Raw genomic sequence first — 26907 nt, 5'->3', positions numbered from 1 at the left:
CAACCAGGACCCCAGTAACCAGGATCCCCGTAACCTGGATCCGCCGGATTTACTCGGCGGCTTGATCGTGCCGCATGGCCGCCTGGGCGCCCTTCATGCCGCTCAGGACATCCTCGGCCTTCGCCCGGTCGTCCTTGACGGAACTGGTCCACTGGCCCCAGACGCTCGGATCGATCTTGTCGCCATTGGCGCCGAGGTTCTGGAGCCGGCGCTTGTCCTCCTCCGTCAGCACCTGCTTCGGCAGCGGCTGGAGGTTGCGGACATCGTCGGCGGTGATTCCAAGGATCTCGCCGACGCGCTTGCCGTAGTCGTCATGGACCAGCAGGAAGTGCCAGATCATCCGTTCCTGGACGTCCCGCTCGCACTGGCCCAGCAGGGTGCCCATGTTCAGGACCAGGTCGTCGCGTTCCCATTCCTGGATGGTGCTGTAACGCGCCCGCGGCTGGACATAGTCGTTGCGCCGCTCGATCACACTGCGCGTCAGCCGGCCTTGGATTTCCGGAGGGTTGCTCGACTGATCCCGATCCGACTCGCGCAGCCCATCATGGATGGACGGCTCGAAGTTGATGTGGGGGTTCTGCCCCGGCGCCAGATCGCGATGGAACGACATCTGACCACCGGAAAGGTTGGTCGCCACCCGGGCGTTCTTCGGCTGATTCACCGGCAGTTGCAGGTAGTTCGTGCCCACCCGATACCGTTGGGTGTCGGAATAGGAGAAGGTGCGGCCGACCAGCATCTTGTCGTCGGAGAAGTCGAGCCCGTCCACCAGCACGCCGGTGCCCATGGCGATCTGCTCATTCTCATTGAAGAAGTCTTCGACGTTGCGGTTCAGCGTCATGGTGCCGACGTGACGCAGCGGGAAGTCCTTCTCGGGCCAGACCTTGGTGTCGTCCAGCGGGTCCCAATCCAACTCGGGATGCTCGTGATCCTCCATGATCTGGACGAACATGTCCCACTTCGGATAGTCGCCCCGCTCGATCGCCTGGAACAGGTCCATCGTGGCGGATCCCAATTCCTGCCCCTGGACCTTGGCCGCCTCGTCCGCCGTCAGGCTGGCGACGCCCAGTTGCGGGTGGAAATGGTACTTGACCAGGACGGTGTCACCCTGCTGGTTGACCATCTTGTAGGTGTTGACGCCAAACCCTTCCATATGCCGGTAGTTCGCCGGAATGCCGCGCGGGCTGAACAGATGCGTCAGCATGTTCATTGATTCCGGCGTCTGGCTCATGAAGTCGAAGATCCGGTTCGGCTCCTGGCGGAAGGTCACCGGGTCCGGCTTCAAGGAGTGGATGACGTCCGGGAACTTGATGGCGTCCCGGATGAAGAAAACCGGCAGGTTATTGCCGACCAAGTCCCAATTGCCGTCCTCGGTGTAGAACTTGACGGCGAAACCGCGGGGATCGCGGGCGGTCTCCGAACTGTCGCGCCCCCCGATCACGGTGGAGAAACGGACCGCGAGCGGCGTCTTCTTGCCGGCCTCCTGGAACAGCTTGGCCCGGGTGTACTTGGAGGCGGGCTCGTCACCGATCTTACCCGTCACCTCGAGATCGCCATAGCAGACGAAGCCACGGGCATGCACGACGCGCTCGGGGATCCGCTCGCGGTCGAAATGGGTGATCTTCTCGAGAAATTGGTAGTTCTCCAGCGTCGCCGGGCCGCGGCTGCCGACGGTGCGCTGGGACTGGTTGTTGGTGATCGGATGCCCCTGCCGATTGGTCAGGGTCTTGTCGGAGGTTCCCGAAGGTCCGTTACCGCCCGTTCCAGGCCGATTGGAGTTGTTGTCCATAAGCTCTCTCCCTTTTCATGGCGGCACCTCGGGTGGTGGCGAGGATGATCCTCTAAGCCCGGGCACCATCAGGCGAGCATCGGCCGACTGATTATCGCCGGCCAAGTTTGGTCCAAACGTTCGCCTGAACGCGTGAAGCTGTATTGGCGAATCCCGGCGCGGACAGCGGTCGAAACAGCCGCAGCGCCAGACGCCATTGTCTGGACGCGGATTTCAGATGCCGTCGCTGGCCTGGCCGATGAGATTGTGCCTCGCGGATTGGCGATTTTCCTGGGTCGCCGTCCCCTTCTCCCCGACGTTTCGCGGAACGTTCCTACCCGTCGCCGGGTGCCCCCGCGGGGTTGTCAGCCCCTTTTGCTTCTCAGTCATGGTGTTTCCCCAAGCTGATTGGTTCTCGCGGCGGCCCCTCGCCCGGAGGCGGTGGGCCGACCGCATTAACTATATAACCAGCGAGGGGGTACACGCCAAGGTCGGTTTTCTTAGAATCGTTTTATTTCGATGTTGTACTTGCGAAGGGCGTAGCTGACCTGCCTCGTCGTCAGCCCCAGCAACCGTCCGGCTTTGGCCTGGACCCAGCCGGTCCGCTCCATCGCCCAAAGGAGGCGGTCGCGCGGCGTGGTGAATTCAGGCTCGTCCGGACCCCCGTTGCCAATCCGCATTCCCAGCAATTCGCCAACAGCCGCCTCGTTCAGCGCGTCGGCCGAGATGAACGCGTCCGTCTGGGCGGAAGGATTGCCCATCGACGGGGACTGCGGCGAGTGGGGCGGCATGGGAGGCGGCAGGCGGCCGGGCTGGGCCATCGGTGGGAGGGCGCCTTGGGGGATGGCGCTGGGCAGCATGGTGGCCGGAGCGGCGGCGCAGGACCCGCCGTTGGCCGCCGAGCAGCCTGGAACCCCGACGGTATTACAACTGGAACGGGCGGGCGCCGCCTGGGCCATGGGCGGCATCGCGCCGCCGTTGGGCGGCGTGGCGTAGGACGGGACCGCCGCCCCCGCCGTCGGCGTGATCGTCCGGTGGTGCCACAGGGTGGAGGAGTAACAGAGGTTCATCTGGCAGGAGAGATCCAGGTCCCAGATCACCCCATCCCGACACAGCGTCGCCGCCCGCTCGATGCAGTTTTCCAGCTCGCGGACATTGCCGGGCCACGGACACTTCTTGAGGATGTCCAGGGCGTCGTCGTGGAGCGCCACGTTCAGTCCGTTGTCGCGATTGAACTTCTGCACGAAGTGACTGGCCAGCAGCGGGATGTCGTCGCTGCGCTCGCGAAGCGGCGGCAGGAAGATGGTCACCACGTTGATGCGGTAATACAAGTCGGCGCGGAACTTGCCCTGTGCCACCGCCTCCTCCAGGTTGACGTTGGTGGCCGTGATGATCCTGACATCCGTCTTGATCGTCTTGGTGCCGCCAACCCGCTCGAACTCCTGCTCCTGCAGGACCCGCAGCAGCTTGGCCTGGAACGATGGGGAAATGTCGCCGATCTCGTCCAGGAACAGGGTGCCGCCGGTCGCCAGCTCGAACCGGCCCTTGTGATCGCGGTTGGCGCCGGTGAAGGCGCCGCGCTCGTGGCCGAACAACTCCGACTCCAGCAAGCTTTCCGGCAAGGCGGCGCAGTTGATGCGGATGAACGGTTGTTCCTTCCGTGAACTGAGCATGTGGATGGCGCGCGCGATCAGCTCCTTGCCGGTTCCGCTCTCGCCGCGGATCAGCACGGTGGAGCGGAACGGCGCGACGCGGTGGACCTGGGCCAGCACCTCCTGCATGCGCTTGCTGCTGCACACCACGTTGTCGACCTGATAGTCGACCTTGGAGACTTCCTTCTGCAGGCGGAACTTCTCCCGCATCATGAAGCGCCGTTCCTCGGCGACGGTGCGGTGCAGGCGCACGGTCTGACCGATCAGGTTGGCGACCATGGTCAGCAGACGGACGTCGCTGTCGAAGTTGCCGGTGTAGCCATCGTCGCTGATGCGGTCGATGGTCATGACGCCGATGCACTCGCCGGCCGCCTTGATCGGCACGCCGACCAGGCTGATCACCACCTCGGCGATGTCGTGGCGCCCGCCGGTGCGGTTGAGGAAGAGCGGTTCGTCGGCGAGGTTCGGCACGACGGCCGGCATGCCGGTCTTGACGATCCGCCCGACGATGCCCTCTCCCGCGCGGTACTGGCCCCGCTCCATCTCCTCATGCGACATGCCGAGCGCCGCGATCAGCTTCAGCGTGCTGTCGTCGGTCAGCAGGCAGATCCGCCCGCGCTGCATTTGCAGATGGTACGACAGCAGCCTCAGGACCTCGCGCAGCGTCTGCTGAAGGTCTAGTGAGGAACTCAGGATCTTGCTGACTTCATAGATAGCGAAGAGTTCAACGCTCGACTGATTCTGGCGTGTCGCTCCGGCCATGTGCAGAACCCCTTCCTCAAAGCCAATCAGGGACAGATAGGACTATCCCGCCACGGGTTGGTGGCAGGGTCAGCTCAATCTCACCTCATCAACCCTTCCCGTAGCGCCGCTCCCCTACCCTTGTGCCGTCCCTCGCGATCCTTGTTACCCGCAGGATCGGGGCTGGCCGGGTGGTTTTGTCGGGAGCGGTGTCTCTATGCACCGAGCGGCATGACGAAGGCCGTGATCGCCTTCGCGTCTGACGGAGCCTCGCCGCTCCCTCGCCCTTTGCTTGGGTCTCTGCCGTGACAGCGAGTTTCAAAAATTATCGTGCGCCGCGCAAGCACCATCTTCCGACCCCCAAACTTAAACCCCGCCAATCGGGCGATTTTGCCGCAAGATCTATATACGCCTTTCGATAGAGACCGCCTAGGATGATTCGCATAGCGGATAATCAGGCACCTGACATCGCCGCCGAAGGGAGCGTTGTCGAATCCGGATGGAGGTGGCGAGTTGGCGGAGAACGCGGCTTCTCTAACTGGGCGTCTCAGGTAAAAATCGACAAACGGCGAGTTATGGTTAACGAATTTTTAAATGATCCAACCTAAAACTGTGTCCAGCGCAATTGGTTGCGTTTCCTCCCTAGACTTGGGCCCCGCGCGGCAATCGCAGCGGGGCCCTTTTTCGTCAGCGGAGGTGAGGATCATCATATCGAGCCGCGATGCCGATCGGGCCGCTGGATCTTCCCTGGCGCGACGTGTTCGCTGTTGACCCGAGCGTGATGGCGCGGCATGTATCCGCCGTCGCTCTTGCGCGGGGTGAATGGCCCCGACGCGACGCTGGATGGGTGGCCGAGTGGTTTAAGGCAGCGGTCTTGAAAACCGCCGTGGGTGCAAGCTCACCGTGGGTTCGAATCCCACCTCATCCGCCACTTCAGAACAAAGCCACGAACGCCGTTCACATCCGAGGCGGCAGCGAGGATTGAAATCAAGTCGCCCTTCGATCCCATGATCCTTCAAAGCCTGCGGGACATGCCATAGGTCATCGCGCACCCGCGAGGCAACCAGAACGGCCAGAGTCCACGCCACGGTGCGTCGTCGGAGGCAAAGACAGCGAGGCGGCGGCGTCCGTGGCCGGTCTGAGGTCGATCACGACGGAATCCGCCCGCACATCCTTCATTCCTTCCGGCCCGCTCGCAGCGAAACCGCAAGCCCTAGAAAGACGATGACGGCTTGGTTGAGCCTCAGCAAATCCTCGTCATCCAGGCGCCCAACTTTGGATCCAACCTTGGATTTCGGGACGGTCGTGACCTTGTCCACCATCAGTCGGCACGGAGAGCGCAAGCCATTCCGTTCGCTCGGTTCAACCGGCAGGCAGAAGAGAGGCGCGTCGGTCTCATCCGTGGTGAAGACGCAGATGGTGATGGAGTCGGTGGCGTCGAAGCCATCATCCTGGACGATGACGACAGGGCGCGGCTTGCCCGCATAGTCCTTGCCGCCAGATACCGTCCAAATCTCGCCGCGCCTCATTCATCGCCGCATTCCCCCAAATCGACGACCGACACGGTGTCGATGAACGCCTGATCCTCGCGCTTATGGTCGCTCGCGGCGACGGCGAGCGACTGGCGGTGCGCCTCCATGTTGAATGATGACGCCCGAACGTCCGGCACCCAGATCTGGATCGGGCGCAGAACTTGCTCGCGCAGCCTCTCACGATGCCTGCGCACCTGCATGCGCGAAGACTTGGCTCCCGACGCTCCAGCCATGCGAACCTCCGTATCTGGTTACATGTGACCTATTATCACAAAGGGGGCTTTGCCAGAATCTTCAAAGCCCTCCCGAACTCGCGGAGAGGCTGTGTAAAGGATGCCCTCTCTCACGGCTGCAAATCCGCCGATCGAGCGCACCGTGAGCGCCGGATCGCCCAGCGCCGCGCCAACGCACCGCTCTTCTCCGACTTGCGCGCGCGGGAACCGGCTGCGGTGGCGCACACCGGTTCATTCAGCCGGGGACTCCACAATCTCCCGTGCTGGCAAGCCATGATCGACGCCATACCTTGCAGTGTGCGATTCTGGTTATATTGAAGACAGTGATCATGTGAGGGACATTGACATGGCTCGCACGACGACGATGACCGTCCACCTCAGTGGTGTGCTCAGCGATTTTGTGGCCGCCAATGTCGGCGAAACCGGATCCTATAAGAACGTCAGCGAGTATATCGAGGATCTGATCCGACGCGATAAGGAGCGCGCGTAACAGGACCCGAGCCAAAATCGCCGCCGTCCATATCCAGGAGGCGGCCTCGCACCGCCTCGATGACATCTACCATCACACCCGTGATCGGTGGGGGAGCGAATAGGCGGATCGTTAGATCGCAGGACTGTTCGAAGCCTTCGCGAAGATCGAGACCCATGACTTCCACTCCTGATGAGACGCAGCCAAATCAGTTCGCCCAACCGCCCAGCTTAAATCGCACTCGGAGCGGTGGCGGTTGGTTTCTCCAGTATCGACCTCATCCCCGCGACGCCCCGAGTGCCCCCCACCCCCTCATTCCGGCAGCCCCGCCTTCCGCAAGCCCTCCGTCAACACGGCGAGGTCTTCCGGACGCTGGAGCAGGACCCAGTCGTCGATGTTGGAGATGCGCAGTCCCGGATCGAGCCCGCGTAGATGACCCAAGGCCCGCCGGGCCTCGTCCGTTCGGCCGGCGAGCGCGTGGCTCGCCGCGATGATGGCGGCAACCAGCAGGAATCCCGGCAAGTCCCTGAACGCCTTCTCCGCCCACGACGACGCGGCGTCGAAGCGTCCGGTAAACAGATGGGCCATGGCCATTCCCGCCTGCATCCGCACCATTTCCGGGTCCAGGGGACTGAGCCGCATGGCGTGGGCGATGCGGTCGATGGCGTCATTGGGTTCGCCGCGGGAGATCCGTTGGAAGCCGCCGAGATACCAGGCAGCCGACAGATTGGGGTTGAGCACCAGCGCCCGGTCGAGCAGGGCGATGCAGCCGTCGAGATCGCCGCCGAAATGGCCGAGCGCGTGACCGCCTCGGGTGAGGGCGACCGCGTCGTTCACGCCCAACTCCACCGCCCGGCGGGCCAGTCGGGCGGCCTCGGTAACCTCCGCCGCGGGATCGGTCATCCAGCCGTTGATCTTGCGCCAGAAATGGCACCACGCCGCCATTCCATAGGCGGAGGCGAAGTCCGGATCGAGCTCCACCGCCTTGTGGAACAACGGCAGGGCCTCGCCGACGGCCTCCCGGGTTCGCTGGTGAAAACTGGCCATTCCGCGCAGATGGTAGTCGTAGGCGTCCAGGCTTTCGGTCGGCTTCCGCTTGGCGCGATCGATCTCCGCCCGCTCCAATTGCGGCGCGATCGCGCCAACGACACTCTCCGCCACTTGGTCCTGCAGCTCGAAGATATCGTCGAGAGCGCTTTCGAAACGCTCCGCCCAGAGATGCGCGCCCGTCGTCGCGTCGATCAGCTGCCCCGTGATGCGCACGCGGTTCGCCGATCTGCGCACGCTGCCCTCCAGCACGTAGCGCACGCCCAACTCGCGGCCCACTTGCTTCACATCCACCGGTCGGCCCTTGTAGGTGAAGCTGGAATTGCGCGAGATCACGAACAGCCAGCCGATGCGGGACAGCGCCGAGATGATGTCCTCGACCACGCCGTCGGCGAAATACTCCCGCTCCGGATCGCCGCTGAGATTCAGGAACGGCAAGACGGCGATGGAGGGCTTGTCGGGAAGAGCCAGAACCTGTGCCGGCGGCTCGATTGGGGATGATAGCTCCGTGACGTCTCCGACGAATCGGAAGCCTTTCCGGGCGATGGTTCGGATCAGCCTCTGTTCCCCGCCAGTGTCGCCGATCGCCTTGCGCACCGCGTTGATATGACTGGTCAGGGTTGATTCGGAGACGATCCTTCCACCCCACACCGCGTCCAGCAGATCATCCTTGCTGACGACACGCTCGCGATGACGCACCAGATGAACCAGCAGGTCGAAGACTTGCGGTCCGACCGCGATCGCCTCGGCGCCCCGGGAGAGCTCCCGCCGGTCGAGGTCGAGCAGGTGGTCCCCAAAAACGACTCGCATTCTGGCGCTCGGCAGGCTGATGGATTGGAAGAACAGGGCCAGGATCGCGGTCCATTTGGACGATATTTGAAGCGGGACTCAATGGAAATTCAAGGAGGCCGCAAGGTCTTCCGGCCAGTTTCCAGGCATCCTCCGCTCATCGATCGCGACCGGCGTGGTCGATGTCAAATGGAGGAGCGAAGCATGAGGATCGTCGTCATTGGAGGCAGCGGCCTGATCGGGGCCAAGCTTGTCGGCAGGCTTCGCCAGGGTGGACATGAGGTCATGGCGGCGTCTCCAAAATCCGGTGTCGATACCATCACCGGCGAAGGGCTGGCCAAGGCGGTCGCCGGTGCCCAAGTGGTCGTCGACGTGGCGAACTCGCCATCGTTCGACGACAAGAAGGTTCTGGAGTTCTTCGAGACCTCCGGCCGCAACCTTCTCGCCGCGGAACGCGCGGCCGGTGTCGGCCATCACGTGGCCCTGTCAGTCGTCGGCACCGACCGGCTTCCCGAGAATGGCTACTTCCGCGCCAAGGTCGCCCAGGAGACCCTGATCAAGGCCTCCGATATCCCTTACACGATCCTCCGCTCGACGCAGTTCTTCGAGTTCATCGGGGGAATCATCGAGGCTGGTGCCGAGGGCGATGTGATCCGCCTGTCGCCAGCCTTGATCCAGCCCATCGCGTCGGATGACGTCGCCGCCACGTTGGCCGATCTCGCGGTGGCCCCTCCGCTGAACGGCACCGTCGAGGTGGCCGGACCCGAGCCGATCGCGCTGGACAAGCTGGCTGGAGTGGTGATGGCCGCGAAGAGGGATGGCCGCCGGGCGATCGCCGACATCCACGCCCGCTACTTCGGCTCGGTGCTGGACGATCAGTCACTGACACCGGGCGGAAACCCACGCATCGGTCCGACGCGGTTCGAGGATTGGCTCGCCAGTTCATCGGCCAAATCACTGGCACCGGGCGCGCGAGCCTGACATGGGACCGCGTTTCGAATCCGCCCCGATCGCGATCACCGCGGCGGTGGCGCTGAACGGGATCTTCCTGTCCGCGAATGGGCTCTTCATGCTCGCCGCTCCGCTGGTCTGGTACGACGCCGTGCCGGGCGTGACCGATACCGGCTTCTTCAATCAGCACTTCATCCGCGATATCGGGATCATCCAGCTTTTCCTAGGCGTCGCGTTCTTCGTCGGCCTGCTACGGCCGGACCGTCGCATCGGATTGTGGACCGCCGCCACGCTGTGGCTGTCGGCGCACGCCTTGTTCCACCTGTGGGAAGTCGCGGTCGGCATCTGCGCGCCCTCCGCCATACCGCGCGATTTTCCCGCCGTCACCCTGCCGGCCCTCATCGGCATCGCGCTCACGCTCTGGGCGATCCGCCGCTCCCGCGCCGCGAGAGCCGCCTTCGCCTGACTATCCAACCTTAAGCATCAGGAGACAGACCATGACACTGCATCCGACCCCCCTCGCCCGTAATACTGAAACACAGCGGACGTGGGAGACGAACATCAACTTCGACGTTTCCCCACACCCCGGTGGATCGGAGCGTGACGAGTTGGTTCCATCGCGCTACGCCCTGAAGGTCGGCGATATCGACGTGCTGGTGATCAGCGATGGGGTGCTACCGCTGCCGACCGTGATGATGGGACACAACGTGGACCCGGCCGTCCGGGCGGCTTGGATGGACGGCAATTTCCTGAACCGCGATGCTTTCGATTGGCCCCTGAACGTCGTGGTGGCGCGGAGCGGCGGACGGACCATCCTCATCGACGCCGGGCTGGGACTGGACCCGAATTTGGATCTGCCGCGAGCCGGGCAGTTGATCAAGCGGCTCGAGGCGGCCGGCGTCGATCTCGCCTCCGTCACCGACGTCGTGCTGACACACATGCACATGGACCACATCGGCGGGCTGCTCGTCGATGGGGTGAAGGAACGGCTGCGTCCGGACCTGCGGATCCACGTGGCGGCCGCCGAGGTCGACTTCTGGGAGGCGCCCGACTTCTCCCACACCGCCATGCCGCCGGGTTTCCCGGACGCGCTCCGGTCGACCGCCAAACGGTTCATGGACGAGTACCGCGGTTATCTGCGGCCGTTCGAGGCGGAGCGCGAGGTGGCGCCGGGGGTGGTCGTTCGTCGGGTCGGCGGCCACACTCCCGGTCACAGCGTGGTCCGCTTGGCGTCCGACGGCGACGGGCTGACATTCGCCGGCGACGCCGTGTTCGCGGTCGGGTTCGACCAACCCGACTGGCATAACGGTTTCGAACACGACCCCGAAGAGGCGGCCCGCGTCCGGGTCCAGCTTCTGAGAGAGTTGGCGGCGAGCCGCGAACAGCTGGTGGCCACGCACCTGCCCTTCCCATCCATCGGCCGGGTGGCGGTCGACGGCGATGCCTTCCGCTGGGTGGCGGCCTTCTGGGACTACTGACCGCTTGTGGAGGGGGACGGCACCCACCCCCTCCCCCATACCCCCCGATCAATGCGCCGCGGCCCGTTCGATGATTCCCAGGAGCCCCAGCCCGAGGACGAAGAGTTGCACCGCCACGGCGGTCAGGAGGACGCCGAACACGATCTCCGAGACGATCAGCGATGTGGGGTTGATCCGCTTGGCGATCTTGTCGATGTTGCTGAAGACCAGATAGTCGAACGCGCCGACCAGAAGCACCAAGCCCAGCACCAGCGCCGCCGCAGCGATCGAATCGACGCTGTCGGACGCGATGATCAGGACCGTGATGCCGACCGGGTTGAACAGGTACGGGATCGCCAGTGGATAGACCGCGAGCTTGTCGGGGTCGGCCGGCACCTCGTGGTTCTCCACCACCTCCTCGGCGCCCAGCGCCATCTTGACGGCGATCAGGGCCAGGATGATGCCACCGGCCACCGCGACGGCGCCGGTCGTGATGTGCAGCAGTCTCAGCAGCAAACCACCGGTGACGAACACCGCCACCGCCGCCCCCACGGCGGTGAGCACCATGCGCTTGCCGATGGCGACCTGCCGCTCCGGTGGGAACTTCTTGGTCTTCTCCAGGAACGGCACCAGCGCGATCTTTGGCCCGATGCCAATCAGGAGCAGCAGAAGCAGAGTCGCGACGAGTTCGAGATTGATGACCGAGAAATCCATGGAGCCTCCGGCGTCAGGGCTGGATGAGGGACTTCGCCCCCAGGGGATGCCCGGCGCCAGGCCGCGGCCCGCGCATGAACGGCAGGGCGAGGCTGATCGCGCAGAGCGCGTAGAGACTGGCGGCGCCGATCTGGACAAGCCGCTTCGGAAGCTCCACGTCGGCGGAAAGCGACGCTGGCGCGAAGGCGAGACCGAACAGCATGGCGAACGCGACGAAGCCCGGCAGCAGCACGGCGGCGAGCGCCGGAGCGCGCTCGATCCAGCACGCGATGAGGAGCGCCGCGGCGGCGGTCACCGTGACCAGCACCGGAATGGTGTCGTGCAGGCTCACCACCAGGACGGCCGCCGCCGCCACAATTCCGCCCAGCAGGTTGCCGGCGGCGAAGCTCACCGCGTGGTCCGCCGCCCGCTCGACCCTGACTTGGCGGAGCATCGTCGCCACGGTGAGCGGCACCACCATCGCGGCGAGGCCCTCGGCGGTGAGCGCCAGATGCAGCGGCAGCAGGATCAGGGTCGCCACGATCGCCCGCGCGCCCACTCCAGCGGCGGCGCCATCCGCTGCCGCCGTGGGCTTGGGCGGCGTCCGCTGGGGAAAGACGGCGTGGGCCAGGAAAACCAGGGCGATGCCGATCGCCACCGAAGTCAACACCCCGGCGACCACGACACCGGCAAGGTCGGTGGAGACAGCCGCCATGGTCGTGACCACGATGGCCATCGTCAGCGTCATCGCTCCCACCGCCGTGGTTTTCGGCCGGGCCGCGAGGGCGAAGCCCCACAGGAAGATCAGTCCGATTCCCACCGCGTGGGGCAGCGCGTGATCCGCCGTCAACACCGATACGCCATAGGCCAGCACCGAGGTGGCCGCGACGACGACGAAGAAACCCACGACCATTTTCGCGGAGGGCCGCGGTCCCGGCAGCGCCAGGAGTTGCAGCGCGATCACGGCGGCGAGCGGCGGCACCATCGCACCCCGCAGGATCTCGAACACCAAGCCGACCGCCACGGCGAGGGCGAGCCGCAAGGCGTGGGCGCGCCGCTCCAACGCCCCAGTGTCATCAGACGGGGTATCACGAGACATAGGTCAGGATGGCGATCAGCCGCATGCGCAGCCAGCCGATCGCGTTCATCACGGCGTTGTCGCCGGAATAGACCAGCACGGCGGCTTTCGAGCCATAGCGCGCACCTCGCGGCAGGTTGTCGGCATCGAAGGCGAGTTGCACCGGGAACTGCTCCCGGCTGGTCAGCCAGCCGGTTTCGTTGGGTGATTTCGGCAAACCCGTCGCCGGATCCGCCGAACCCGAGGCGATGCCCCAGCCCAGGCTGGACACCGTCGCCTCGAACACCCGCCCCGGCAGCACGTCGAGCACCACCTCGGCCCGTTGGCCGGACGCCAGGACACCCAGGCTGTTCTCGCGCATGGGCGCCAGCAGCCAGACATCCGTGACGCTGATGAAGGTCATGGCCGGCTGGCCCGCCGTCACCACCTGACCGCCCGCGAGTTGCAGGTTCGTGACGACGCCATCGGAAGGGGCCGTCACCGTGGTCTTCGACAGGTCGAACCGCGCTTTGTCCAGCGTGGCGATGGCCTCCTGGACCTGTGGGTTGCCGTCACCCGCCGGGCCAAGCTGCTCGCGCGCCCGGGCAAGCTCCGCCTCCGCGCGGACGACGCGGGCGAGCGCCTCGTCCAGGGCGGCGGTCGCCTGATCCTGACGCGCGGAGGCGTAGACGCCGCGCTTGACCAACTCGAAGGTGCGCGCGGTCTGGGCACGCGTGTTGGCCTCCGCCGCGCGCGCCTCGTCGAGCATGGCCTGCGCCGAATCCACCGCCGCCGTCGAGGCGCCGATGCTCTGCCCCACCTGGGCGAGCTTCGCCTGCGCCTGCTCCACCGCGATCTGGAACGGCGTGGGATCCAGCCTGAACAGCGTGTCGCCCCGGGCGACGCGCGAGTTGTCGATCACATCGACGCTCAGCACTTGGCCGGCCACCTCGGGCGCCATGCGGACGATGAAGGCCTGGACCCGCGCGCCGCTGGTGAACGGCGTCGTCCGGTCCGCCACGACGTAATAGGCGAACACGACGGCCGCGAGTGCTATGGCGGCCAGCGTGATCCGGCGCAGTCCAGCCAGATCGCGCTCGGCTCCGGACGCGCCGGTTTCGTCGTCGCCCGCCATGGCGCGTCGATCGGGAAGGGTGCTTGTTTCCATGCTGCCCTGGCATCGCGGTCATCGATCACGGCAACGCTATACCAGGGAAGGCGGCCTTGAAGAGGTGTCCGGACGCATGACGGCGTCATTCTTTAGGCTTTGCCGCGAATGCCGGAAGAATGGGGACGCGGTTTTCAGGGCATGATCTTGCGGCGTGTGTCGAACAGGGGCCGTGGGGTCGGTTCCGGAACCTCCCGGACACGAAAAGGGCGCGGCGCTTTTGGCGCCACGCCCCCTCGTTCAAACCCGATCAGGTCCGTTCGGCGGATTAGAAATCCAGCCGGGTGCTGAGCACGGCCACGATGCCCTCGTTGCTGGCATTGGTGGTGGCGCCGGTCACGGCGTCCGTGTTCCGCAGGTCCTCGTCGACATACATGACGTCGCCGGCGACCGTGAAGCCGGGCGCCAGGGTATAGGCGACGCCGCCGCCATAGGTCTTGTAGGAGGTGGCGTAGGTACCGGGAACCACGCCGGTGGCGTCGAACTCGGGGCCGCTCTTGAAGCCCTCGGCGTCGGCGTAGGTCAGGCCGACCGCGAACGGACCGGCGGTGTAGGTGACGCCGACGTGCCAGACGCTGCTGTCGCCGGAGGTCGAGGGAACGCCGGAGACCGCGTTGTAGTCATCGGCGTCGATGTAGCCACCGCCCACCTTGAAGCCGCCGAAGCCGATCTGGCCGCCGGCCTGCCAAGCGAAGAAGTCCTCGAGCTGCGGGCCGCCGATCGTGCCGAGATCCTGCCCGGTGGCCGTGCTGCCGGTGGCGCCGGCCGCGATCGAGAAGCCTGAGAACTCGCCGGTGTAGTTGGCGCCGAACTCCCAGAAATCCTTGTAGCCGCCGGCGGTCTTGAAACCGACGACGCTCTGGGCCTCGTTGCCGCTCTGCGTCGCGTAGCTGACGCCACCCTGGATGCCGGCGAAGCGCGGCGTCAGGTACATGACCTTGGTCGCGTCACCGCTGTCGGGCGCCTGCACCAGGCTGCCGTTCGGAATGCCGCCGAGGGCGAAGCCGGCGCGCGGGCCGGTGCCGGGGGTGTTTTCCAGGAAACGGTAGGCGTCGCCGTCGATCTGCTCGATGCCGACCAGGGGAGCGTAGATCGCCAGCGTGTCGGCGGCGCCGTCGAAGTCACCCAGTTCGATACGGCCCCAGGTGCCGCCCAAGTAGACTGATGCCTCGTCGGTGCCGACGCCAGACGGGCTGGTGCCGCCGGTGCTGTTCTGCAACTCGACCTTGGCGCCGTAGAGAAGGCCATTGTCCGCCTTGCCGTCGGCGCGGACGACGATCTCGGTCTCGAGCGCGAACTCGCGGCTGGTGCGGGCCGAGCTGTCATCGTCGTAATAGGCGCCGAAGAACTCGGTGTAGCCGCCCAGGCTGACGACGATCTGCGCCTGCGCGGACTGCGCGCTGAGGGCGACCGCGGTGATGGCGGTGGTGGCAAGCAGGATATTTCTCATGACCATTCCCTGATCGGGTCGAAGGGTAAATCCGTGAACTCCCCTATCTGAACGACGCGTTAATGTTTCCGCAACAAATACTCCGCCAACTTCCAGCGAAAGGCAGAATCTGATGCATTGAAGCAACATGTTTGCGCAAATAAGTAAATTTTTGAAGTATTTGTATTAAATAAAAAATTAATTATTTCGGATTTTCTTGATTTCCAAGACTGCCATATTTTCAAAATGTCCGACACTGTTTTGTCGTATTTTTAACAAATTTGGCACCCTGCCCCGTATATTCAGCCACGTTTGTTTCGGCTGGGCACTCGAAAGGCTTGGTCGTCCGAGGCTCTCCCAGGGGAAATCCCGATCGGTGCCACCTGGATATCGAAAGAGGTGATCTTCGTGGGGTTTTCAGCTATGTCCTGGCTGACGCCCGGTACGGGAAAATCTCGATGGGAGTGGGGTCGAGCCGGCAGCCGGGAACCGCCACGCCGTTGATCCACGGCATTCGAAGGGGACCATCATGATCGACCGCATCGACCATTTCGTGCTCACGGTGCGCTCGGTGGACGCCACCTGCGACTTCTATTCGCGGGCGCTGGGAATGCGGGTGGTGGTCTTCGCCGGCGGGCGGAAGGCCCTGGCCTTCGGGGCGCAGAAGATCAACCTGCACGAGGCTGGGCGGGAGTTCGATCCGAAGGCGGAGCGGCCCACGCCGGGATCGGGCGACTTCTGTCTGATTTCCAGCACACCGGTCGACACGATGGCCGAACAGCTCCGGGGCTTGGGCATCGAGATCGAGGAGGGGCCGGTCGCGCGAACCGGTGCCACGGGCCCCATCCTGTCGATCTATTTCCGCGACCCTGACGGTAATCTGGTCGAGGTTTCGAACTACCGCTGACGGGATCCGCCCATCATGGCGCCGACCGGTCCGACATCGGTCGAGCGGCCGGACCCCGCCGTCAAGCGTTTCGCCAATCTGTGGATGGGCGCCTCGCATAGAAAGTGGCAGACGATGCCGACCGCCACCGAAATGACGATGGCCGACACCATGTAGACGCAGGCCGTCGCCAGATCCTGCTGGACCAAGTCAAGCTTGCGCCACCCAGTCCGCACGACGCCCAATGTCAGGATATGGGTCAGGTAGATCGAGTAGGAGGCGTCGCCCAGCAACGTCAAGATGGCGTTCCTTCCGATCATGCCCTTGACTTCGAGCGCCAGGAAGCCGGCGACCGTCAGGAGGGCCGGAACGCCCCAGACCAGCAGGCGGGTCTCGGCCGTTTCCCAAGGGGTCAGGACAACCATCATCACCAGTCCCGCGGCTATCGACAGCCCCGAGAGCCAGACTGGCGGAGCCAGACGCCCTTGGAGATAGATCTGGCCGAGCAGCATACCCGCCGCGAATTCCATGATGATGGATTCCGAGAAGAAGCTCAGCACCGGGTCTTCGAAGGTCAGTATGTGGCCGGCGAGGCTGATCGACGCCAGGAGTGCCGCCACCGCCGGGATGATCAGGCGGCGCGGCAGGAACATCGCCGCCGCGAAGACCCCGTAGAAGAACATCTCGTAATTCAGGGTCCATCCCGGGATCAGCAGGGGCCAGATCCTTCCAGGAGCGCCTGGATCGAAATGGGGAATGAAAAGCAGGGACTTGACCACATGCTCCGGCGTCGCCTCGGCCGCCCGGAACAGGCTGGGCATCAGCAACACCGCGATCGCCACCGCCAAGGTCACGATCCAGTACATCGGCACTATTCGGATGATCCTGTTTTGGATGAACCGCCCCGGCGACATGGGCCGGCCACTGGTCGTCACCCACATGATGAACCCGCTGATGACGAAAAAGATATCGACGCCGGCTTGGCCGAACAGCCAAACACCTTGATCGTAGAAAACCTGGAATTCGGTGACTTGGTATCGCGCGTGGTGAAAGACCACGAGAATTGCCGCGAATGCGCGGAGATATTGAATAGAAACAATATTAAGTTGATATAACCCCGAGTGCTGTTTAATGGGAATGTAGGACCGAGGCGCGTTACTCATGGCAGACCATAATAAAAGGCGGTATTTGGTACTACATGATAACGTCAACGCAGCTCAGTTGTTTCTAACCGATTGTTGGATAAGAACGCTACTCCGCTCGGTACGCAATTTCGATTACGGATTACTCTTCTCCCTCTCACGCTTTCAGTCGGGAGGAGAATCACTCCAGTCGCCCAGCGACATGATCGAAATAGCCAGTCCGACAAAGCCGAACAGAACGGCCATGCCCCAAACCAGCAGCATGGCTCCCGTGAGATCACCGTCCGTTCCCCCGGCGGGGCCCACCGTTTCCCGTCCCAATCCCGCCGATCCCAAGGTCAGGGTTCCGATCCCCCCGATATCGGTGGCGATCAGGCCCACCGCGGTGAGGGCTCCTCCCACCATGCCAGCCGCCAGGGCCCCGCCCAATCGGCGGATGATCGGCCGATCGAGCGGGCTTGGTTGGCCCGCGCGGGACTGATGGTCGGACATGCGGTTCACCCTGTTCGCGTCTATTTCATCCCTACTCTCCCGCCGCCACCGGAGGATTGCGAATCTTCAATGCGCGAGGGCAGCCGATCGTCGCACGCTACGCCCTGGTTCATTGATCGCAGCCAATCCGCGGAAGGAGTGCCGTACCATGAATCTCGACATCGAGGCCTATATCGCGCTCGGTTTTCTCGTCGCGACCGTCGGCGTGACGGTGGGGTTGTTCTGGTTCCTGATGACCCGGAAGCCGAACAGCTGAGAACCGGCTCCCGCTCCGCCGCGCGAGTACCCGCGTATTCGTTCTCCTGGACAATCCGCTCCATCGCCTTGTAACAGGTGTGCTCGGAGCGCCGGAAGGCGCGTCCGCTGGTCCTTGCGGAAGGCGAAGAGCACATCTCCATGGCACAAGAGTCCCGACCGGTTTCCCATGAAGCCCAGGTCGAAGCGTTGCGCACCCTGGTCGCGGCGGTGACCGCCAACCGCGATGGCGACAGACCGGAAGCCGGTCTGGCGCCCGGTCTGCTCGACGTCCTGGACGGGCTGGAGCCACGCGAGTCGGCGCTGGTATCCGAACTGCTGATGAGCATTGCGTTCCGCGCCGGCGGGCGGGTCTCGGAACGCTACCCCTTCATAGAATTCGCGATCCATCTGGGCCGCGCGGCGCTTGGCGACAGCGAGGATGGGGCCGACCCCGCCCGCTTCCTCCAGAGCCGCCTGCCCGATTGGGATGTCATGGAACCGGCGCTGCGCACCATGCGCCGCCATGGGCGCCGATGGTGGTCGCGTAATTCGGAAGGCGATCCGGCGGAATTGCTCCAGGCCTATGCCTTGGGGGCGGCGCAACTCGCCTGCCTCAGCCATGCCGACCAGGAGAATGGGCGGCTCGCGGCGTCCGGCCTGCTGTTCACCGCGGCGGCGCAGATCCTGACGCTCCGCAAGATCGAGGATCCGGCCACCTGGGAGCGGGATCCGGACCGCGACTAGGCCAGTCACGCCTTCGCCGGCTCCGGTCCCCGGTGCCGCTCACGCGACGCTAGGGCCAGCGCCAGCACCGCGCCGGCCAAGCCCATCGCCGCCATGACATGATAGGAGGCCGCCCCGATCCGGGCATAGGCGGCCCCGGCCAGCGTCATCGCGATCGCGGTGCCCATCCCCGTCGCCAGGGCGCCATACAGCGCCTGGGCGGTGGCCGAGCGATCGACGGGCACGGCGCTCGCGATGTGGCGCATGGCGGCGAGATGGGCGGCGCCGAAGGTCAAGCCGTGCAGCAGTTGCAGCGCCGCCAGCGTCGGCAAGGTTTCCGCCACCGCCGTGCCGGACCAGCGGACCAGCGCGCCGATCCCCGCCAGCATCAACAGGCGCCCAGCCCCCAGCCGGCGGATCACGGCGGTGCCGAAGGCGAACAGCACGATCTCGGCCACCACCCCTTCCGCCCATAGCGCGCCGATCACCGCCTCGGAATGTCCAAGCTCGCGCCAATGGAGCGTGCCGAAGGCGTAGTAGACCGCGTGGCTGGACTGGATCGCGGCGGTGGCGCCAAGGAACAGCAGGAAGCTGGGGTCCAGCATCAGGGCCATGATGCGGCCGGTCTTGAGCGGCGTCCCGGTCGACGGCATCACCGGCGGAGGCGGCCTGGGCACCAGACAGCAGGTCAGCGCCGTCAAGCCCGTCGCAAGGATCAGGAGGTGGAGCACGCTGTCGGGCCGGTTGCCCGCCACCACGACGCCGCCAAGTCCGGACGCCAGGATGAAGCTGACCGAGCCCCACAACCGGATCCGGCCGTAATCGAGCTGGTAGGCCCGCGCGATCAGCAGGGTCAGGTTGTCGCCCAGGTTCATCACCGGGCTGAAGGCCGCGTTCATCAGCATCGTCACCAGCAGGATCGCGACGAAGCCGCCCGTGGCGCCATCGACGGTCAGCTCGCCGGCCGGCAGGTAGAGGAGCGACGCCACGAAGGCGACGCCGCTCAGCGCGACCAGGGCCCGTCGGCGTTCACCGGTGCGGTCGACCACCACGCCCGCCACGGGGATCGCGATGATGCGAACCCACAGCGCCACCGCGAGGACCGTCCCGATCTGTTCCGATGAAAGGCCGCGGCTTTGCAGCCAAACCGGCCAGAACGGCAGTTGCACGCCCATGATCAGGAAATAGGCGGCGTAGAACAGCGACAGGCGCAGCGGCAACGGCATTGGGATCCGGGGGCGAGGTCCGCGAAATGTGGCGGAGGGGCGTGACGTCAGGCCAGCGGGATCTCGTTGACCTTCTTTGGCACATCATAGCCACGCTTGACCGCCGGGCGCTCCGCGATGGCGATATACCAGCGTCGCACATTCGGGAATTGCGCCAGATCGATCCGCTGCCATTCGAAACGCGAGATCCAGGGCCAGGTCGCGATGTCGGCGATCGTGTACTCCTCGCCGGCGAGGTACTCGACCGCGGCTAGCCGCTTGTCCATGACGCCGTAGAGCCGCTGGGCCTCGGCCGCGAAGCGTTCCTCGGCGTAGGGCGCCTTGCCGGGGTTGAATTGCAGGAAGTGGTGCGCCTGTCCCAGCATCGGGCCGGCCCCGCCCATCTGGAACATCAGCCACTGCCATGTCCGCCAGCGGCCCGGCCCGTCCTGCGGCATGAACATGCCGGTCTTCTCCGCCAGATAGAGCAGGATGGCGCCCGACTCCATCAGCGTCGCCCTGGTGTCGTGATCGACGATCGCCGGGATCTTGTTGTTGGGGCTGATCCTCAGGAAATCGGGGGCGAACTGCTCGTCCTTGCCGATGTCGATCGCATGGACCGTGTAGGGCAGCCCGGTTTCCTCGAGCATGATGGAGGCCTTGCGGCCGTTCGGGGTGGTCCAGGTATAAAGATCGATCACGGCCGTCTCCCCCACGCGCGGACCCCGTCCGCGGAATTGTTGATGGTCACCATCCTATCAACGCTTCCGCGAACAGGTCAGCCTTGCCGTCCCGACGATTTCACGGAATCGCCCGTTCGCCGGATCAGGCCGCGCGCACCTTGCCGATGAAGTCGTCGACCGCGTGCCGGAGCACCATCGACTGGCGGGTCAACTCGGACGACTCGCGCAGGACCTGCTCCGCCGTGGCGAGCGAGGCGTCGGCCGCCGCCGTGACACCGGAGATGTTGGCGGCCACCTCGCTGGTCCCGGCGGCGGCCTGCTCGACGTTGCGCGCGATCTCGCCGGTGGCCGCCTGCTGCTGCTCGACCGAGATCGCGATCGCGGCGGAGGTGCCGCTGACCTCGTCGATGGTGTGCAGGATGTCCTGGATCGCCTCGACCGCCTGCGCGGTCGCCGCCTGGACCGAGCTGATTTGGCCCGAGATGTCCTCGGTGGCCTTGGCGGTCTGGTTGGCGAGGTTCTTGACCTCGGACGCCACGACGGCGAAGCCCTTGCCGGCGTCGCCCGCGCGCGCCGCCTCGATCGTGGCGTTCAGCGCCAACAGGTTGGTCTGGCCGGCGATCGTGTTGATCAATCCCACCACCTCGCCGATCTTCTGCGCCGCGGTCGACAGGCTGCCGACGATCTCGTTGGTGCGCCGGGCCTTCTCCACAGCGTGCTGGATGGTTTGGGAGGATTGCTCGACCTGACGGCCGATCTCGGCGATCGAGGCGGCCAGCTCCTCGGCGGCGGCGGCGACGGTCTGGACGTTGCTCGACGCGTGGTCGGCGGCGTTGGCGACCGCCGTCGCTTGGTGGGTCGCCTGCTGGGCCGCCGTCGACATGGTGGCCGCCGTCGCATTCATCTCGCCCGACGAGGTCGTGACATGGGTGACGACGCCGTTGACGTGGTTCTCGAAGTCATCGGCCAAGTCCATCATGGCCTTGCGGCGCTCCTGGAGCATGCGCCGCTCGTGGACCGCCTGCTCGGCCTGGAGACGTTCGACCCGGATCGCGTTCTCCTTGAAAACCTGGACGGCCCTGGCCATCTCACCGATCTCGTCGGCGAAGGTCAGGCCGACGACCTCGACCGACCGGTCGCCGCCCGCCAGCAGGGTCATCGTCGCGGTGATGTTCTTGACCGGGGTCACGATGCTGCGGGCGATCAGCCAAGCCAGGACCACGCCCACCACCAACACCGCGACGACCAGGGCCACGCTGGCCTGGATGGTCCGCGCGATCTCGTCGAGGGTTTGGCGCTCGGTGTCCTTCAGCGTCGTGGTCCACGCGTCGACATTGACCTGCGTCAAGGTGCCGAACTCCTCCGCGACCACTGGCATCGTCTCGTAGAGGAGGGTGTTCACCTCGAAGGCCAAGGTCGCCATGTCGTTGAAGGACTTCATGTACGACTCGGCCAGCCGCAGCACATCCTGGGCCAGCGCCATGCGGTCCGGGTCGTCGAACCAGGCGGCGAGGTTCCTGGCCGCCGGCGTGAAGGCCGAGATCCGCCGGATGACGCCGTCGAACAGTTCCTCGCTCGGCGCCGTCAGGAACTGGGTGGCGCCGAGTCTGGCGTACATGAACTGCTCCTGCGCCACCCCGGCGATGCCCGCCGTTTCCATCTGCTTGGCCGCGGTGGCCTCGCTGATCAGGGATGACAGGTTGCCGACGACCTGCTCGCCGAGCGGCTTCAGCCTGGTTTCGACCAGATTGTCCCGCTTGGAGCGGATGTCCTTCAGCTTCGTGAACTTGGTGCCATAGTCGGCCGCCAGTACGATCATCCGTCCCAGCCGCGCACGGCTGGCGGCGTCGGCGGTCGCCGGCAGGACGACGCGGAGGTTGTCGGCGATGTGGTCGAGCAGTTCCTGGACTTTCTGGGCCGCCACCGGACTGCCGGACGAACTGAACAGCAAGGCGTTCCGGCGCAACTCGATGAAATCCAGGTTGATCATCATGATCGCCGACGTGTTGGCCGAGGTTTCGCCATACCGGTTGAAGTTATCCCGGGCCTTGGTCAACTCGACGACTCCATAACCACCGACGGCGGCAAGCAGGCATAAAACCAACAGAAATCCCGCATAGATCCGGAAACCGATCCTGAACCTGGAAATAAGAGAACCCATCGCCTCGCCTCGCCGTCTCGTCGCGCGCCGTCAGCGGCGCTCGCGTGCCTGTGGATGTCACCTCGGCGCTAGTCGCCGGAACCGGGCTCCATAAACTCTTTAAGGTCTCGTCCGCACTGATCCAGATCAGTCTTAAGTTGTCTAACTGCTGGGGAACGGAACGGATCCAAACGACGCGCCGGGGCGCGGGCGTGAGCGATTGTACTTCTCAGAAGCCCTGCGGAGCCTTAGAATGGGTTAGCTCAAAAGATGTGGAAACGATGTCCCATGGCTGCTGACCCGCGACTGACGCCGGTTCCCGGCAAGAAGCCCGCGATCGCCGGCTCCGGCTGGCAGCCTCCGCCGCCCGCGCGGAAGCCGGGTGGCGACAGCTTCGCGGCGGCGGTCCAGCAGGCGGCCACTCCGGTGCCTAGCCGGAAACCCGTTGCCACCAATAAGGAAACCACGCCAGCCGCGGGCGAACCCGTCGTGGACGCGATCCGGTCCGTCGCCGGGCTTTCTGGCCACAGCTTCGTCTCGCTGATGTCCCAGGCCCAGCAGGAAAGCGGCCTGGACACCAAGGCGCGCAACCGCAAGAGCTCGGCCACCGGACCTTTCCAATTCATCGAGCGCACTTGGCTCGATCTGGTCAAGCGCCACGGCTCGGCCTATGGGCTGGGGGACATGGCCCAGAAGATCAAGATCGTCGATGGAACGCCGACCGTCGGCGACGCCGCCACGCGCAAGAGGATCCTGGCGCTCCGGGAAGACCCCAACCTGTCCGCCGGCATGGCGGCGCGCTATTTGGGCGAGGGCAAGGAGCGGCTTGGTAAAATGCTCGGGCGTCCGGCCTCGCCGATCGAGAGCCGGATCGCCTATGTCATGGGACCCAGTGGCGCCGCCCGGCTGATCAACGCCGCGGAGAAGACGCCGAAGGCCATCGCCCGCGACCTGCTGCCCGCCGCGGCCGCCGCCAACAAGAACCTGTTCCACGACCGCTCCGGCCACGCCCTGACGGCGTCCGACATGCTGAACCGGCTGACCCGCCGGATGGCGGCGGACGAGCGTCGCTTCGCGGAGCTCGAGGGTGACACCCCCGGCACCCAGCCGACGCCCGCGCACTCCAACACCCTGCTGTTCGCCCAGATGGGCGAGGATGGCGCGCGGGACGACGGGGCCAACGAAGCGGAGGAAGGCATGATGGCCCCGCCGCCCCCTCGCGAAGGACATCACGGATAGGGTCAGGGCTTGGGTGGATTGCGGGCGAGCCAATCCTTGAGCTGAGCTATCTCCCTCTCCTGCGCGGATATCACCTCCTGGGCGAGCCGGCGCATTTCCGGGTCCTTGCCGTGCTCGATCTGGATGCGCGCCATGTCGATGGCGCCCTGGTGATGCGGGATCATCCCGCGCGCGAAGTCCACATCGGCGTCGCCGGTCGGTTCGATCGCCATGTCCTTGTGCATGCGCTCGTTCGCTTGCTTGAAGGCTTCGGCGACCGCGCCGCCCGACGGTTGGGCCCCATGGCTCATGTGATCCTGCCGCGCCAGGACCGGAGCGCCGGCCAGCGTCGACACGATCAGGGCGACGCCTCCCGAGAGGCGGAACACCTGTGAAATACCCATTTGCCGAACTCTCCCTCGTGGAATCCCGTACCGTCGGGTGGCAACCTAACGCTTACCGCCGCTGGAAGGTCAATGCGCCATAACGCGGCGGCTAAATCCGGCCGCCACCCTGATCCAACGGGGGTCGGCGACCTACATCTGGATCAGGAAGCCTTCCCGCCGGACGGCTTCGCGACACCAGGACAACAGGCCTGTACGGCTGGTTCGGACGCGGGTTCGAACGGGGGAATGGCCCGCTCCGCCGCGCGGAACACGCGTGGATGATGGATGTCGCCGGAATGGCGGCCGAGCGTGGAAGGACCGATGCTGGAAGGGGGCGGGTGCCATGGGGACCAACACGAGACAGCGTGAAGAACTGGCGCAAAGACTTTATGAGGAGAGCGATCGCACGGGAGTGGCCTGGGTCAGGCGCCCCGAGTCGGTGAAGCACGCGTTCAGGGAGGCGGCCGAGCGGAGATTGCGGACTCGTGGCGAGACGGCGGACGACGCCGATCCCGAGAAACCCGGACAGGACGCGGATCGCGCCGAACGCGAAAGACACGGCATGGCGATCACCCAGCACACCGGCGGGCCCCGGCGCGGCAAGCCCGTCATGGAACCTTGCACGCTCTGAGGCGGATCGGTTGGGAAGGGACCGGCCGAGGCCGCCGCGACGACCTTCCCATCATCGTGTTGACGCATGGCGGTTGGATCGACAAGAACATGCGGTGAAGATGGGCGGCGCCGGTGTCGCCATGTTCCTTCGGGGGAAAGCAAGCCATGTCATTCATAGACGCGCTCATCGGCCATCTGGCCCAACACGGCGCCCGCCACGGCGTTGGATCGGATGACCTGCCCTTGCTGGTGCCGGCGGTGGTCGCGGCCGGCGCCTTGGTCGCCTTCGCCGACGGCGCCACCGACCCGGCCGAACTGCGCGAGATCGACGACGAGGCGCTGGGATGCCTCATGGGCGACGCCACGCGGACGGAGGATATCCACCGCGTCCTCGCCAAGCACCTGTCCAATTACGACCGCGACACGAAATTCGGCCATGACAGGGCGCTGGCCGTGCTGGCGGATTTCTCGGACGCGCCCGAGGATCAGCGGGCCCTGGTCCTGCGCGCGGCCCTGGACGTCGGAGGAGCTGGAAGCGACGGCGCCTTGACGCAACCGGAGCGGGACGCGGCGTTGGAGATCGCCAGGATCCTGAAGCTTGATCCGTCCACCCATGGCCTGTGACGGGAGTTCACCGGCCCTGATCGGGTGATTGGTCTGGCGCTCAGCGCGGAGCCAACACCAAGCAATCCTGCCCCTTGGCCTCCAGGCGGGAGCACGCCTGCTCCGCGGCGGCCTTGGTCATCCCGGTGAAGCGGGCCTGGAACATGCCGCTCCGATTCTTGATGACGGTGGTGTCAGCCCCCTTGACCTGGACGGCGATGGCCTTGCTCGCGACGCCCAAGCCGACCTGACCGGCCTTCTGGCTCTTGTAGCTGCCGATCTGGATCGACCAGCTTTCACCCTTGGCGGCTGGTTTGACCTTGCCGACAGCCTTGACCGCGTTGGCCTTCAAGGTGCCCGCCTTGGGCGGCACGGCGACTTTCGTCTTGTCGCGGGCGGCCTTCTCGGTTCGATCCACGGCGTCGGCCTTGAGAGCGGCGCGGACGGCGGGAACCACGGCCGCGACCTCGACGGTCGCCACCGGACGTTTGAGGGGTGCCACGCCAAAACCATGATCCAGCAGGGCCGCGACCCTGTTGTCGCGGTCACGGGCGCTGCGGCCGCCCAGCACGACCGCGATCAGGCGGCGGCCGTCGCGCATCGCCGTGGCGGCGAGGTTGAAGCCCGAGGCGTTGACGAAACCCGTCTTGATGCCATCCATGCCGTCATAGCGGCTCATCAACCTGTTGTGCGACTGAACCACGGCGCCGTTGTAGGAGAAGCTGGCGCGGCTGAAATACGGAAAGTGGCGGGTGTGGGTCTTGATCAGTGCCTGCGACAACGCCGCGATGTCGCGCGCAGTCGTCTTCTGCCGAGAGTTCGGCAAGCCGGACGCGTTGACGAAGGTGGTGTTGCGCATGCCCAGGATGCGCGCCTTCGTCGTCATCATCTCCGCGAAACCCTCCTCGGTGCCGCCGATCGCCTCGGCCAGCACGACCGCCGCGTCGTTCGCCGAACGGGTCACCAGCCCCAGGATCGCGTCCTCGACCTTGATCGAGGTGCCGGCGATCAGCCCCAGCTTCGACGGCGCCATGTTCTGGGCACGCCGCGACACCGGGATGAATTGGTCGAGCGTCAACTCGCTCTTGTCCAGGGCGTCGAACGCAAGGAACAGCGTCATCATCTTGGTCAAGGAGGCGGGCTGGGTCTCGCGGTCCGGGTTCTCCGCGACCAGCACGGCACCCGTGGCCGGATCCATCAGGAGTTCTGCATACGGCGGTGCCGCCGCCATGGCCGGAACGGAGAACGCCAAGGCGAAAACGAGAGCCGCGGCGAAGGTGATGCGGGACTGCAAATCGGTAAGGCGGCGAAACATGATGGTTCCTGGAAAAACACTGCCACCCAAATCATTAACTGGCATTGGTTAACAAATTAAGAACTTTGTTTCATTCCTTTTCAGTTACTTGTGGCATGACTCTATGACGAAGGTTAAAGTACGGCCAAGCCGTCCAACCGGACGGATACCCGGACTTGCCTCAAATGCCTGACAGATCGGGAAGGGGAAAAGTGCTCGGTGATCGGTGTTTTTCAGCCTTCCAGCCGGCGTCCGAGTCGGACTTCGACGGGATACGGCTTGCCTCATTTTTTTTTCATTATA

Annotated in this window: 25 protein-coding genes and 1 tRNA gene; 10 read left to right on the top strand and 16 right to left on the bottom strand. The window is 65.1% G+C overall.

Going from position 1 to position 26907, the window contains the following annotated elements:
• Nucleotides 1-49 precede the first annotated feature (49 nt).
• Nucleotides 50-1786, bottom strand: coding sequence for a catalase (locus N825_RS17580; RefSeq protein WP_051512511.1), 1737 nt, complete (start codon nucleotides 1784-1786; stop codon nucleotides 50-52).
• A 479-nt stretch (nucleotides 1787-2265) separates the two neighbouring features.
• Nucleotides 2266-4179, bottom strand: coding sequence for a nif-specific transcriptional activator NifA (gene nifA / locus N825_RS17575; RefSeq protein ID WP_037454618.1), 1914 nt, complete (start codon nucleotides 4177-4179; stop codon nucleotides 2266-2268).
• A gap of 820 nt (nucleotides 4180-4999) precedes the next feature.
• On the opposite strand from nifA, the gene N825_RS17570 reads away from it, so the two are divergent.
• Nucleotides 5000-5089: transfer RNA gene (locus N825_RS17570), tRNA-Ser, on the top strand.
• 244 nt (nucleotides 5090-5333) lie between these two features.
• Here the strand turns inward: N825_RS17570 and N825_RS17565 are convergent.
• Together N825_RS17565 and N825_RS17560 are read right to left on the bottom strand one after the other, a co-directional pair.
• Nucleotides 5334-5687 carry a type II toxin-antitoxin system PemK/MazF family toxin gene (locus N825_RS17565; protein ID WP_037454615.1) on the bottom strand — a complete coding sequence of 118 codons (354 nt, stop codon included), beginning with the start codon at nucleotides 5685-5687 and terminating at the stop codon, nucleotides 5334-5336.
• A complete protein-coding gene (locus N825_RS17560; RefSeq protein WP_037454613.1) occupies nucleotides 5684-5923 on the bottom strand; it encodes an antitoxin MazE family protein in 240 nt (79 codons plus the stop codon). The genes N825_RS17565 and N825_RS17560 overlap by 4 nt, the downstream gene beginning before the upstream one ends.
• Nucleotides 5924-6269: 346 nt before the next feature.
• Here N825_RS17560 and N825_RS17555 point away from each other — a divergent pair, with 346 nt between their 5' ends.
• Nucleotides 6270-6413: a ribbon-helix-helix domain-containing protein gene (locus N825_RS17555; protein WP_037454842.1), complete on the top strand. Its 144-nt coding sequence runs from the start codon at nucleotides 6270-6272 to the stop codon at nucleotides 6411-6413.
• A gap of 291 nt (nucleotides 6414-6704) precedes the next feature.
• Here N825_RS17555 and N825_RS17550 read toward each other — a convergent pair whose 3' ends face one another.
• A complete protein-coding gene (locus tag N825_RS17550; RefSeq protein WP_037454611.1) occupies nucleotides 6705-8249 on the bottom strand; it encodes a winged helix-turn-helix domain-containing tetratricopeptide repeat protein in 1545 nt (514 codons plus the stop codon).
• A 183-nt stretch (nucleotides 8250-8432) separates the two neighbouring features.
• Between N825_RS17550 and N825_RS17545 the strand changes: the two genes are divergently transcribed.
• Genes N825_RS17545 through N825_RS17535 form a run of 3 tightly spaced genes read left to right on the top strand, consistent with a single transcriptional unit; the run spans nucleotide 8433 to nucleotide 10657 of the window.
• On the top strand, nucleotides 8433-9209 hold the full coding sequence (locus tag N825_RS17545; RefSeq protein WP_037454839.1) for an SDR family oxidoreductase: 777 nt from the start codon (nucleotides 8433-8435) through the stop codon (nucleotides 9207-9209).
• Nucleotide 9210: 1 nt separating this feature from the next.
• Nucleotides 9211-9645, top strand: a complete 435-nt coding sequence (locus N825_RS17540; RefSeq protein WP_037454609.1) for a hypothetical protein — start codon at nucleotides 9211-9213, stop codon at nucleotides 9643-9645.
• Nucleotides 9646-9676: 31 nt separating this feature from the next.
• On the top strand, nucleotides 9677-10657 hold the full coding sequence (locus tag N825_RS17535) for an MBL fold metallo-hydrolase (RefSeq protein WP_084164826.1): 981 nt from the start codon (nucleotides 9677-9679) through the stop codon (nucleotides 10655-10657).
• Between the two features lie 48 nt (nucleotides 10658-10705).
• On the opposite strand, the gene N825_RS17530 is transcribed toward N825_RS17535, so the two are convergent.
• From N825_RS17530 to N825_RS17515, 4 genes are all read right to left on the bottom strand, one after another.
• Entirely contained in the window at nucleotides 10706-11350 is a 645-nt protein-coding gene (locus N825_RS17530) for a MarC family protein (RefSeq protein ID WP_037454607.1), read from the bottom strand.
• A gap of 13 nt (nucleotides 11351-11363) precedes the next feature.
• Nucleotides 11364-12392, bottom strand: a complete 1029-nt coding sequence (locus tag N825_RS17525) for a DUF2955 domain-containing protein (protein ID WP_037454604.1) — start codon at nucleotides 12390-12392, stop codon at nucleotides 11364-11366.
• A gap of 25 nt (nucleotides 12393-12417) precedes the next feature.
• Complete coding sequence (locus N825_RS17520; RefSeq protein WP_157619337.1) at nucleotides 12418-13554, bottom strand: HlyD family secretion protein; 1137 nt, start codon at nucleotides 13552-13554, stop codon at nucleotides 12418-12420.
• 268 nt (nucleotides 13555-13822) lie between these two features.
• The gene (locus N825_RS17515) at nucleotides 13823-15004 is read right to left on the bottom strand and encodes a porin (RefSeq protein WP_198038377.1); all 1182 of its coding nucleotides are present in this window, start codon (nucleotides 15002-15004) and stop codon (nucleotides 13823-13825) included.
• A 508-nt stretch (nucleotides 15005-15512) separates the two neighbouring features.
• Here N825_RS17515 and N825_RS17510 point away from each other — a divergent pair.
• Entirely contained in the window at nucleotides 15513-15890 is a 378-nt protein-coding gene (locus N825_RS17510) for a VOC family protein (RefSeq protein ID WP_198038376.1), read from the top strand.
• On the opposite strand, the gene N825_RS17505 is transcribed toward N825_RS17510, so the two are convergent.
• Entirely contained in the window at nucleotides 15881-17032 is a 1152-nt protein-coding gene (locus N825_RS17505; protein WP_084164823.1) for an acyltransferase family protein, read from the bottom strand. The two genes, N825_RS17510 and N825_RS17505, sit on opposite strands and share 10 nt — an antisense overlap.
• Before the next feature lie 144 nt (nucleotides 17033-17176).
• Complete coding sequence (locus N825_RS17500; protein ID WP_037454593.1) at nucleotides 17177-17503, bottom strand: hypothetical protein; 327 nt, start codon at nucleotides 17501-17503, stop codon at nucleotides 17177-17179.
• A gap of 396 nt (nucleotides 17504-17899) precedes the next feature.
• Between N825_RS17500 and N825_RS17495 the strand changes: the two genes are divergently transcribed.
• The gene (locus N825_RS17495; RefSeq protein ID WP_157619335.1) at nucleotides 17900-18484 is read left to right on the top strand and encodes a hypothetical protein; all 585 of its coding nucleotides are present in this window, start codon (nucleotides 17900-17902) and stop codon (nucleotides 18482-18484) included.
• Nucleotides 18485-18489: 5 nt separating this feature from the next.
• On the opposite strand, the gene N825_RS17490 is transcribed toward N825_RS17495, so the two are convergent.
• From N825_RS17490 to N825_RS17480, 3 genes are all read right to left on the bottom strand, one after another.
• Nucleotides 18490-19689, bottom strand: coding sequence for a 3-phenylpropionate MFS transporter (locus N825_RS17490; protein WP_051512509.1), 1200 nt, complete (start codon nucleotides 19687-19689; stop codon nucleotides 18490-18492).
• 47 nt (nucleotides 19690-19736) lie between these two features.
• Nucleotides 19737-20369, bottom strand: coding sequence for a glutathione S-transferase N-terminal domain-containing protein (locus N825_RS17485; RefSeq protein WP_037454827.1), 633 nt, complete (start codon nucleotides 20367-20369; stop codon nucleotides 19737-19739).
• Nucleotides 20370-20493: 124 nt separating this feature from the next.
• Nucleotides 20494-22407 carry a methyl-accepting chemotaxis protein gene (locus N825_RS17480; RefSeq protein ID WP_198038375.1) on the bottom strand — a complete coding sequence of 638 codons (1914 nt, stop codon included), beginning with the start codon at nucleotides 22405-22407 and terminating at the stop codon, nucleotides 20494-20496.
• 372 nt (nucleotides 22408-22779) lie between these two features.
• On the opposite strand from N825_RS17480, the gene N825_RS36615 reads away from it, so the two are divergent.
• Complete coding sequence (locus N825_RS36615; RefSeq protein WP_051512507.1) at nucleotides 22780-23730, top strand: lysozyme family protein; 951 nt, start codon at nucleotides 22780-22782, stop codon at nucleotides 23728-23730.
• 2 nt (nucleotides 23731-23732) lie between these two features.
• On the opposite strand, the gene copM is transcribed toward N825_RS36615, so the two are convergent.
• Complete coding sequence (copM, locus tag N825_RS17470) at nucleotides 23733-24113, bottom strand: CopM family metallochaperone (RefSeq protein WP_051512506.1); 381 nt, start codon at nucleotides 24111-24113, stop codon at nucleotides 23733-23735.
• 325 nt (nucleotides 24114-24438) lie between these two features.
• Between copM and N825_RS17465 the strand changes: the two genes are divergently transcribed.
• Nucleotides 24439-24726: a hypothetical protein gene (locus tag N825_RS17465; protein ID WP_037454580.1), complete on the top strand. Its 288-nt coding sequence runs from the start codon at nucleotides 24439-24441 to the stop codon at nucleotides 24724-24726.
• A gap of 146 nt (nucleotides 24727-24872) precedes the next feature.
• Entirely contained in the window at nucleotides 24873-25331 is a 459-nt protein-coding gene (locus N825_RS17460; protein WP_037454577.1) for a TerB family tellurite resistance protein, read from the top strand.
• A 40-nt stretch (nucleotides 25332-25371) separates the two neighbouring features.
• On the opposite strand, the gene N825_RS39785 is transcribed toward N825_RS17460, so the two are convergent.
• Entirely contained in the window at nucleotides 25372-26625 is a 1254-nt protein-coding gene (locus N825_RS39785; RefSeq protein WP_063833864.1) for a D-alanyl-D-alanine carboxypeptidase family protein, read from the bottom strand.
• Nucleotides 26626-26907: the final 282 nt, after the last annotated feature.

It is taken from the genome of Skermanella stibiiresistens SB22, from assembly GCF_000576635.1.
GTDB classification, from domain to species: domain Bacteria; phylum Pseudomonadota; class Alphaproteobacteria; order Azospirillales; family Azospirillaceae; genus Skermanella; species Skermanella stibiiresistens.
The sequence above is the reverse complement of the archived record's forward strand: the minus strand, read 5'-3'. Positions and strand labels throughout refer to the sequence as shown.

Coding starts and splice junctions, on each gene's coding strand:
- N825_RS36615 (WP_051512507.1), top strand. CDS start 22,780: ATGGCTGCTGACCCGCGACTGACGCCGGTTCCCGGCAAGAAGCCCGCG.
- N825_RS17580 (WP_051512511.1), bottom strand. CDS start 1,786: ATGGACAACAACTCCAATCGGCCTGGAACGGGCGGTAACGGACCTTCG.
- N825_RS17465 (WP_037454580.1), top strand. CDS start 24,439: ATGGGGACCAACACGAGACAGCGTGAAGAACTGGCGCAAAGACTTTAT.
- N825_RS17535 (WP_084164826.1), top strand. CDS start 9,677: ATGACACTGCATCCGACCCCCCTCGCCCGTAATACTGAAACACAGCGG.
- N825_RS17510 (WP_198038376.1), top strand. CDS start 15,513: ATGATCGACCGCATCGACCATTTCGTGCTCACGGTGCGCTCGGTGGAC.
- N825_RS17560 (WP_037454613.1), bottom strand. CDS start 5,923: ATGGCTGGAGCGTCGGGAGCCAAGTCTTCGCGCATGCAGGTGCGCAGG.
- N825_RS17530 (WP_037454607.1), bottom strand. CDS start 11,350: ATGGATTTCTCGGTCATCAATCTCGAACTCGTCGCGACTCTGCTTCTG.
- N825_RS17550 (WP_037454611.1), bottom strand. CDS start 8,249: ATGCGAGTCGTTTTTGGGGACCACCTGCTCGACCTCGACCGGCGGGAG.
- N825_RS17495 (WP_157619335.1), top strand. CDS start 17,900: ATGGCACAAGAGTCCCGACCGGTTTCCCATGAAGCCCAGGTCGAAGCG.
- N825_RS39785 (WP_063833864.1), bottom strand. CDS start 26,625: ATGTTTCGCCGCCTTACCGATTTGCAGTCCCGCATCACCTTCGCCGCG.
- N825_RS17460 (WP_037454577.1), top strand. CDS start 24,873: ATGTCATTCATAGACGCGCTCATCGGCCATCTGGCCCAACACGGCGCC.
- N825_RS17490 (WP_051512509.1), bottom strand. CDS start 19,689: ATGCCGTTGCCGCTGCGCCTGTCGCTGTTCTACGCCGCCTATTTCCTG.
- copM (WP_051512506.1), bottom strand. CDS start 24,113: ATGGGTATTTCACAGGTGTTCCGCCTCTCGGGAGGCGTCGCCCTGATC.
- N825_RS17565 (WP_037454615.1), bottom strand. CDS start 5,687: ATGAGGCGCGGCGAGATTTGGACGGTATCTGGCGGCAAGGACTATGCG.
- N825_RS17540 (WP_037454609.1), top strand. CDS start 9,211: ATGGGACCGCGTTTCGAATCCGCCCCGATCGCGATCACCGCGGCGGTG.
- N825_RS17515 (WP_198038377.1), bottom strand. CDS start 15,004: ATGAGAAATATCCTGCTTGCCACCACCGCCATCACCGCGGTCGCCCTC.
- nifA (WP_037454618.1), bottom strand. CDS start 4,179: ATGGCCGGAGCGACACGCCAGAATCAGTCGAGCGTTGAACTCTTCGCT.
- N825_RS17505 (WP_084164823.1), bottom strand. CDS start 17,032: ATGAGTAACGCGCCTCGGTCCTACATTCCCATTAAACAGCACTCGGGG.
- N825_RS17500 (WP_037454593.1), bottom strand. CDS start 17,503: ATGTCCGACCATCAGTCCCGCGCGGGCCAACCAAGCCCGCTCGATCGG.
- N825_RS17555 (WP_037454842.1), top strand. CDS start 6,270: ATGGCTCGCACGACGACGATGACCGTCCACCTCAGTGGTGTGCTCAGC.
- N825_RS17520 (WP_157619337.1), bottom strand. CDS start 13,554: ATGGAAACAAGCACCCTTCCCGATCGACGCGCCATGGCGGGCGACGAC.
- N825_RS17545 (WP_037454839.1), top strand. CDS start 8,433: ATGAGGATCGTCGTCATTGGAGGCAGCGGCCTGATCGGGGCCAAGCTT.